This window comes from Streptomyces sp. NPDC058157 (assembly GCF_042884105.1).
In the GTDB taxonomy this organism is placed as follows: Bacteria; Actinomycetota; Actinomycetes; order Streptomycetales; family Streptomycetaceae; genus Streptomyces.
This window is the reverse complement of record NZ_JBHVUQ010000246.1, coordinates 1-9,008: the sequence shown is the minus strand read 5'-3', so window position 1 is coordinate 9,008 and position 9,008 is coordinate 1. Positions and strand designations below refer to the sequence as shown.

At 73.5% G+C, this 9,008-nt stretch carries 1 protein-coding gene; it reads left to right on the top strand.

What is annotated here, in order from left to right; translation table 11 throughout:
• A partial coding sequence (locus ACFVXK_RS34250) for an SDR family NAD(P)-dependent oxidoreductase (protein WP_389619812.1) occupies positions 1–9,008 on the top strand: 9,008 nt, incomplete at both ends.

The window sequence follows — 9,008 nt, the reverse complement described above, 5'->3', positions numbered from 1 at the left end:
GACGACGGCGTGGTCTCGTCGCTCACTCCGGAGCGGCTCGCCACCGTGCTGCGCGTCAAGGTCGACGCGGCCTGGCACCTCCACGAACTGACCCGTGACGCGGACCTGGACGCCTTCGTCCTCTTCTCCTCCGCAGCCGGTGTGCTCGGCAGCCCCGGCCAGGCCAACTACGCCGCCGCCAACGCGTTCCTGGACGCCCTCGCCGCCCACCGCCACGGCCTCGGCCTGCCCGCCACCTCCCTGGCCTGGGGCCCCTGGGCCGAGGGCGGCATGGCCGCCCGCATGGGACAGGACGACCTCGACCGGCTCGCCCGCGCCGGAATGCCCCCGCTGTCCCCGCAGGAGGGCCTGGCCCTCTTCGACGCGGGTGCCTCCGCGGACGCGGCGGCCCTCCTCCCGATCCACCTCGACCTCGCGGTGCTGCGCGCCCAGGCCGGTGCGAACGGCGTGCCCGGACTGCTGCGCGGCCTCGTCCGCGTCCCGGCCCGGCGCACCGCCCGCCGGCAGGGCGCCGAATCCGCCCTCGGCCGACGTCTCGCCGGGCTGTCGGCGGACGAACAGCGCAAGCTGGTATCCGAGCTGGTCCGGGCGAACGTCGCCGAGGTACTCGGCCACGCCTCCGGCTCCCGGATCGGCCTCGACCGCGCCTTCACCGAACTCGGCTTCGACTCGCTGACCGCCGTCGAACTGCGCAACCGGCTCAACGGCGCCACCGGGCTGAGGCTCCCCGCCACGCTCGTCTTCGACTACCCCACCCCCGAGGCACTGGTCGAGTTCGTCCGCACCGAGGTCGCGGGTGACGACGCCCTCGCCACCGCACCGGCCGCCGCGGCCGTCGGTCACGGCTCCGGCCCTGCCTCCGACGAACCGATCGCGATCGTCGGCATGAGCTGCCGCTACCCGGGCGGCGTGGCCGGCCCCGAGGACCTGTGGCGGCTCGTCGCCGAAGGCGGCGACGGCATCACCGCCTTCCCCACCGACCGAGGCTGGGACCTCGACCGCCTCTTCGACGAGGACCCCGACCGGCCGGGATCCTCGTACGTCCGCGAGGGCGGCTTCCTGCACGAGGCCGCCGCGTTCGACGCCGCCTTCTTCGGCATCTCGCCGCGCGAGGCCCTCGCCATGGACCCGCAGCAGCGGCTCCTCCTCGAAGCCTCCTGGGAGGCCTTCGAGTACGCCGGCATCGACCCGACCTCACTGCGGGGCAGCGCCACCGGTGTCTTCGCCGGCCTGATGTACCACGACTACGCGGGCCGCCTCGAATCCGTACCCGAGGGCGTGGAGGGCTACCTGGGCACCGGCAACTCGGGCAGCGTGCTGTCCGGCCGCGTCGCCTACACCCTGGGCCTGGAGGGCCCGGCGGTGACCGTCGACACGGCCTGCTCCTCCTCCCTGGTCGCCCTGCACTGGGCCGCCCAGGCGCTGCGGGGCGGCGAGTGCACGATGGCCCTCGCGGGCGGCGTCACCGTCATGGCCAGCCCGTCCACCTTCGTGGAGTTCAGCAAGCAGCGCGGCCTCGCCGAGGACGGCCGCTGCAAGTCCTTCTCGTCCTCCGCGGACGGCACGGGCTGGTCCGAGGGCGTGGGCATGCTCGTCCTGGAGCGCCTCTCCGACGCCGAGCGCAACGGCCACCAGGTCCTCGCCGTCGTCCGTGGTACGGCCGTCAACCAGGACGGTGCCTCCAACGGGCTGACCGCCCCGAACGGCCCGTCCCAGCAGCGCGTGATCCGCGCCGCCCTCGCCAACGCCGGCCTGTCGGCGGCGGAAGTGGATGCGGTGGAGGCGCACGGCACCGGTACGACGCTGGGCGACCCGATCGAGGCCCAGGCACTCCTCGCCACCTACGGGCAGGAACGCGAAGGCGACGAACCCCTGTGGCTCGGCTCGCTGAAGTCGAACATCGGCCACACGCAGGCGGCCGCCGGCGTCGGCGGCGTCATCAAGATGGTCCAGGCGATGCGCCACGGCGTGCTGCCCAAGACCCTCCACGTCGACGAGCCCACGCCGCAGGTGGAGTGGGCCGCCGGAGCGGTGGAACTGCTGACCGAGGAGCGGGAGTGGCCGGAGACCGGCCGTCCGCGCCGGGCCGGCGTCTCCTCGTTCGGCATCAGCGGCACCAACGCCCACGTGGTCCTGGAGGAGCCGCCGACGGCCCCGGATGCGGTTCCGGTTCCGGTTCTGGTTCCCGCCCCGGCCGGGACCCCGGTGCCGTGGGTGGTGTCCGGCCGCACGCCCGAGGCGCTCGCCGCGCAGGCGGACCGGCTGGCCGCCTTCGTCGCCGGCCGCGGCGCCGAGGTGCCCGCACCGGACGCCGCGTACGCCCTGGCGACCACCCGTGCGACCTTCGAGCACCGGGCCGTGGTCCTGGGTACCGACCCCGTGGCGGGTCTGGAGGTGCTGGCGCGCGGCGAGTCCGCGCCGGGTGTGGTGCGCGGCGCGGCGGTACAGGGTCTGACGGGCTTCCTGTTCACGGGTCAGGGCGCGCAGCGGGCAGGGATGGGGCGTGAGCTGTATGCGGCCTTCCCCGCGTTCGCGGACGCGCTGGACGCGGTGTGCGCGGAGGTCGACCCGGTGCTGGGGCGGTCGCTGCGTGAGGTGATGTTCGCGGAGGACTCCGCCGAGCTGGACCGTACGGAGTACACGCAGCCGGCGTTGTTCGCGATCGAGGTCGCGCTGTTCCGGCTGGTGGAGAGCTGGGGCATGTGCCCCGACTATCTCCTCGGCCACTCGATTGGTGAGATCGCTGCTGCTCATGTGGCCGGGGTGTTCTCGCTGGCTGATGCGGCCAGGCTGGTTGTTGCCCGTGGTCGTCTGATGCAGGCGCTGCCGGAGGGCGGCGCGATGGTGTCGGTGCGTGCGGCTGAGGCGGAGGTGGCCGGGCTGGTCGCCTCGTACGAGGACGTGAGCATCGCCGCAGTCAACGGGCCGGCCTCCGTGGTCGTTTCCGGGGCCGTCGAGTCCGTGACCGCCATCGCGGCCGTGCTGGCCGGGCGTGGGGTGAAGACCAAGCGGCTGACCGTGAGCCACGCGTTCCACTCCCCGCTCATGGACTCGATGCTGGACGAGTTCCGTACTGTCCTGGAGTCGGTCGCCTTCACTGCGCCGGCCGTCCCGGTGGTTTCGAACCTCACCGGTGAGCTCGCCTCCGTGGCGGAGCTCTGCTCGCCGGAGTACTGGGTGCGGCACGTCCGCGAGGCCGTCCGCTTCGCCGACGGCATGGCCGCGCTGGAAGCGGAGGGTGTCACCCGGTTCGTGGAGCTGGGTCCGGACGGGGTGCTGTCGGCGATGGGCGCCGACTGTGTCGCAGAGGGCGCCTTCGTGCCCGTGCTCCGCAAGGACCGCGATGAGCCCGGAGCGGCCGTCGCCGCACTGGGGCAGGCTTACACGTACGGCGTGCCCGTGGACTGGTCCGCGTACTTCGCCGCGGCCGGCATCGGCAGCGGCACGGGCCGCGTCGACCTGCCGACGTACGCCTTCCAGCACCAGCACTACTGGCTGAAGTCCCGCGGAGGCTCCGCCAACGTCGCCTCGGCCGGGCTGAGTCCCGCCGTCCACCCGCTGGTGGGTGCTGCGGTCTCCGTCGCAGGTGGTGACGAGGTGCTGCTGACCGGACGGCTGTCCGTGCAGTCGCACCCGTGGCTGGCGGGGCACGCGGTCGGCGGGACGGTGATCCTTCCGGGGACGGCGTTCGTGGAGCTGGCGGTGCGTGCGGGTGACCAGGTGGGTTGTGGTCGGCTGGTGGAGTTGACGATCGAGGCGCCGTTGGTGCTGCCGGAGTCCGGTGGTGTCCAGGTGCAGGTCGTGGTCGGTGCCGCGGACGAGGCTGGTCTGCGGTCGGTGGACTTCTTCTCCCGTCCTGATGCAGGGGAGTTCGGCGAGCCGTGGCAGCGCCATGCCTCGGGTGCCCTGGGCACCGTGGCGGAACTGCCGTCGTTCTCGATGGAGGCCTGGCCGCCGGCCGGTGCGGCCGAGGTCCCGGTGGAGGGGCTGTACGAACACCTGGCCGCGGCCGGGTTCGCGTACGGGACCGCCTTCCAGGGGCTGCGGGCGGTGTGGCGTGCCGGGGACGAGGTGTTCGCGGAGGTCGCGCTCTCGGAGGACGCGGCGGGGGAGGCGGGCCGGTTCGGCCTGCACCCCGCGCTGCTCGACGCGGCCCTGCACGCTGTCGGCGTGGGCGGACTGCTCCCGGACGAAGGTACGGGCGGCTGGCTGCCGTTCACCTGGTCCGGCGTGACGCTGGCGGCCTCCGGTGCCTCCCGGCTGCGGGTGCGCCTGACGCCCGCCGGTGCGGGCGCGGTGTCGCTGGCCGTCGCGGACGGTGCCGGTGAGCCGGTCCTCGTGGTGGATTCGCTGGTGCTGCGGCCGGTCGACGGCCAGGTGGCGGCGGCGTCCGGCGGGGTGGACCGGGACTCCCTGTTCCGGCTCGACTGGAGCCCTGCGCCGCTGGTGGCGGCTGTCGTCGACGAAGCCGATGTCGTCGTGGTCGACCTGGTGTCCGATGACGGGTTCGGGGTGCCTGGGGCCGCGTTCGCGGTGGCTTCGCGGGCTTTGGAGCTGGTGCAGGGCTGGGCGGATGAGGACCGGGCCCTGGTGCTGGTGACGCGGGGTGCCGTGGCTGCCGGTGGGGCGGAGGTCGCCGATGTGGCGGCGTCCGTCGTGTGGGGTCTGGTGCGGTCCGCCCAGTTGGAAGGTGCGGGCCGGTTCGTCCTCGTGGACGTGGACGACCGCGAAGCGCTGACGCCGGAGCTGATCGCCTCGGTGGCCGCCTCGGGCGAGGGCCAGGTGGCGTTGCGCGAGGGGCGGGTGTTGGTGCCCCGTCTGGCGCGGGCTGCCCGGAACGCTCAGGCCGCCGGTGGTTTCGGTGCGGGTCCGGTGTTGGTGACCGGTGGTACGGGTGGTCTGGGTGCTGTGGTGGCCCGGCACCTGGTGACCGGTCACGGGGTGCGGGACCTCGTGCTGGTCAGCCGGCGCGGCCTCGACGCCCCGGGTGCCGGGGAGCTGCGTGGTGAGCTGGAGGAGCTGGGCGCGTCGTCCGTGACGGTCGCGGCCTGCGACGTCTCCGACCGGGAGGCGCTCGCTTCCCTGCTGACCGCCCACCCGGTCAAGGCCGTCGTGCACGCCGCGGGTGTCGTGGACGACGGTGTGGTCTCGTCGCTCACTCCGGAGCGGCTGGCCGCTGTCCTGCGGGTCAAGGTCGATGCGGCCTGGCACCTGCACGAGCTCACCGCCGGCCTGGACCTGGACGCGTTCGTGCTGTTCTCCTCCGCCGCCGGTGTGCTCGGTGGTGCGGGACAGGCCAACTACGCTGCCGCGAACTCCTTCCTCGACGCGCTCGCCGCCCACCGCCATGGCCTGGGCCTCGCCGCGACCTCCCTGGCCTGGGGCCTGTGGGAGGAGACGGCGGGCATGGGTGCCTCGCTGACGACGGCGGACGTCGAGCGCATGTCGCGTGGTGGCGTGCTGCCCATCCCGGTCGGCATGGGTCTGGGCCTGCTCGACGCGACCGTCGGCGGCCCCGAGCCGGCGCTGGTGCCGCTGCGGCTGGACCTGGCCCGGATGCGGGCCCTGGCCGCTTCGGCGGGCGTGGCCCCGGTCTTCCGCGGTCTGGTTCCCGCCCCCGCACGGCGCACCGCCTCCGCGGCGGGAGCGCGGGGCGGCCTCGGCCGCCGCCTGGCGGCCCTGCCGCCCGCACAGCAGCTCGAAGCGGTCGAGGACCTGGTCCGCGCCGACGTCGCGGCCGTGCTGGGCCACGCGTCCCCGCAGGGGATCGAACTCCACCACGCCTTCACCGAGCTCGGCTTCGACTCCCTGACCGCCGTGGAACTGCGCAACCGGCTCAACACGGCCACCGGCCTGCGTCTGCCCGCCACGCTCGTCTTCGACTACCCGACCCCGTCGGTGCTCGCCGAGTACGTGCGCGGTGAGCTCGTCGGGTACGAGGAGGACTCCGTCCCGGCGCAGGCGACCACTGCGCCGGCCGTCATCGGCGTGGACGAGCCGATCGCGATCGTCGGCATGAGCTGCCGCTACCCCGGTGGCGTCAGCAGCCCCGAGGACCTCTGGCGCCTCGTTGCCCAGGGCGGCGACGGCATCACCGTCTTCCCCACCGACCGCGGATGGAACGGCGACGCCCTCTACGACCCGGACGGCCGGGACGGTGCCACCAGCTACACCCGAGAGGGCGGCTTCCTTGCGAACGTCGGCGAGTTCGACCCGGAGTTCTTCGGGATCTCGCCGCGCGAGGCGCTCGCCATGGACCCGCAGCACCGGATGCTGCTGGAGACCTCCTGGGAGGCGATCGAACGGGCCGGCATCGCCCCCGCCGCGCTGCGCGGCAGCGCGACCGGCGTCTTCACCGGCGTGATGTACAACGACTACGCCTCGCTCCTCGGCTCCAGTGCCGAGGACGCCGCCGGATACCTCGGCATCGGCACCGCGGGCAGCGTCGCCTCGGGCCGCGTCTCGTACTCCTTCGGCTTCGAGGGCCCGGCCGTCACCGTCGACACCGCGTGCTCCTCCTCGCTCGTGGCCCTGCACCTCGCTGCGCAGGCACTGCGCAGCGGTGAGTGCACGATGGCCCTCGCGGGCGGCGCCACGATCATGTCGACGCCGACGGCGTTCATCGACTTCAGCCGCCAGCAGGGGCTCGCCCCCGACGGTCGCTGCAAGTCCTTCGCGGGCGCGGCGGACGGCACGGGCTGGTCCGAGGGCGTGGGCATGCTCGTGCTGGAGCGGCTGTCGGACGCCGAGCGCAACGGCCACCGCGTGCTGGCCGTCGTCCGCGGCACGGCGGTCAACCAGGACGGGGCCTCGAACGGGCTGACCGCCCCCAACGGCCCGTCCCAGCAGCGCGTCATCCGCCAGGCCCTGGCCAACGCGAAGCTCGGCCCCGCCGAGGTGGACGCGGTGGAGGCGCACGGCACCGGTACGACGCTGGGCGACCCGATCGAGGCGCAGGCCCTCCTTGCCACGTACGGGCAGGAACGTTCCGGCGACGAGCCGCTCTACCTCGGCTCCCTGAAGTCCAACATCGGCCACACGCAGGCCGCCGCCGGCGTCGGCGGCGTCATCAAGATGGTGATGGCGATGCAGCACGGCGTCCTGCCGCGCACCCTGCACGTCGACGAGCCGTCCCCGCAGATCGACTGGGAAGCGGGCTCGGTGGAACTGCTGACCGAGCAGCGGGAGTGGCCGCGGACCGGCCGTCCGCGCCGTGCGGCCGTCTCCTCGTTCGGCTTCAGCGGCACCAACGCCCACGCCGTCCTGGAGCAGGCCCCGGAACGGACGGAGCAGCCCGCGGGCGGGTCGTCCACCCATGGGCTCCCGTTCCTTCCCTGGACCGTCTCCGGCCGGTCGGACGCCGCCCTGCGCGGCCAGGCCGCCCGCCTGCGGTCGGCCGTCGCGGACGACGCGGCCGAGCTGGACGTCGCCCATGCCCTCGGCGTGACGCGTACGGCTTTCGAGCACCGGGCGGTCGTGCTCGGCCCGGACCACCGCGGGGCGCTGGAGGCGCTCGCGCGGGGTGAGGCCGCCGAGGGTGTTGTGCAGGGTGTGGTTTCGCCCGGCAAGACGGGCTTCCTGTTCACGGGGCAGGGTGCGCAGCGGGCGGGGATGGGGCGTGAGCTGTATGCGGCGTTCCCTGCGTTCGCGGCGGCGCTGGACGCCGTGTTGGCCGAGATCGACCCGGTGCTGGGGCGGTCGCTGCGGGAGGTGATGTTCGCGGACGAGTCCGCTGAGCTGGATCGGACGGAGTTCACGCAGCCGGCGTTGTTCGCGATCGAGGTCGCGCTGTTCCGGCTCGTGGAGAGCTGGGGGCTGAAGCAGGACTACCTGCTGGGTCATTCGATCGGTGAGATTGCCGCTGCGCATGTGGCCGGGGTGTTCTCGCTCGCGGACGCGGCCAGGCTGGTTGTTGCTCGTGGTCGGCTGATGCAGGCGCTGCCCGCCGGGGGCGCGATGGTGTCGGTGCGGGCTTCCGAGGCGGAGGTGGCCGAGCTGGTCGCCGCGTACGAGGACGTGAGCATCGCCGCAGTCAACGGGCCGGCTTCGGTGGTGGTCTCGGGTGCGTCCGAGTCCGTGGCCGCCGTTGAGGGTGTGCTGACCGACCGTGGCGTGAAGACCAAGCGGCTGACCGTGAGCCACGCGTTCCACTCGCCGCTGATGGACCCGATGCTGGACGATTTCCGTACCGTCCTGGAGTCGATCGCCTTCGCTTCCCCCTCGATCGCAGTGGTGTCGAACCTGACCGGTGAGGTCGCTTCTGCGGAGGAGCTCTGCTCGCCCGAGTACTGGGTGCGCCATGTCCGCGAGGCCGTCCGCTTCGCCGACGGCGTCGCCACCCTCCACACACAGGGTGTGACCCGCTTCATCGAGCTCGGCCCCGACGGTGTGCTCTCCGCGATGGGCGCCGACTGCGTCGAGGACGCGGTCTTCGTCCCCGTCCTGCGCAAGGGACGGCCGGAGGCCGAGGCCGCGGTGTCGGCCCTTGCCCACGCACACGTGAACGGTGCCTCGGCGGACTGGCCGGCGTTCTTCGCGGGCTCGGGTGCCGGGCTCGTCGAGCTGCCGACGTACGCCTTCCAGCGCGAGCGCTTCTGGCCGCGCAAGGCGACCCCGAAGGTCGCCGACGCCGCCGGTCTCGGACTCGTGACGGCGGAACACCCGCTGCTGGGCGCGGCCGTGACCCTCGCCGAGGGCGGCGGCTGCCTGTTCACCGGCCGCATCGGGCACGACGACCCTGCCTGGCTGGCGGGGCACGCGGTCGGCGGGACGGTGATCCTTCCGGGGACGGCGTTCGTGGAGCTGGCGGTGCGTGCGGGTGACCAGGTGGGTTGTGGTCGGTTGGTGGAGTTGACGATCGAGGCGCCGTTGGTGCTGCCGGAGTCCGGTGGTGTGCAGGTGCAGGTGGTCGTGGGTGCCGCGGACGAGGCTGGTCTGCGGTCGGTGGACTTCTTCTCGCGTGCTGATGCGGGGGAGTTCGACGAGCCGTGGCAGCGTCATGCCTCGGG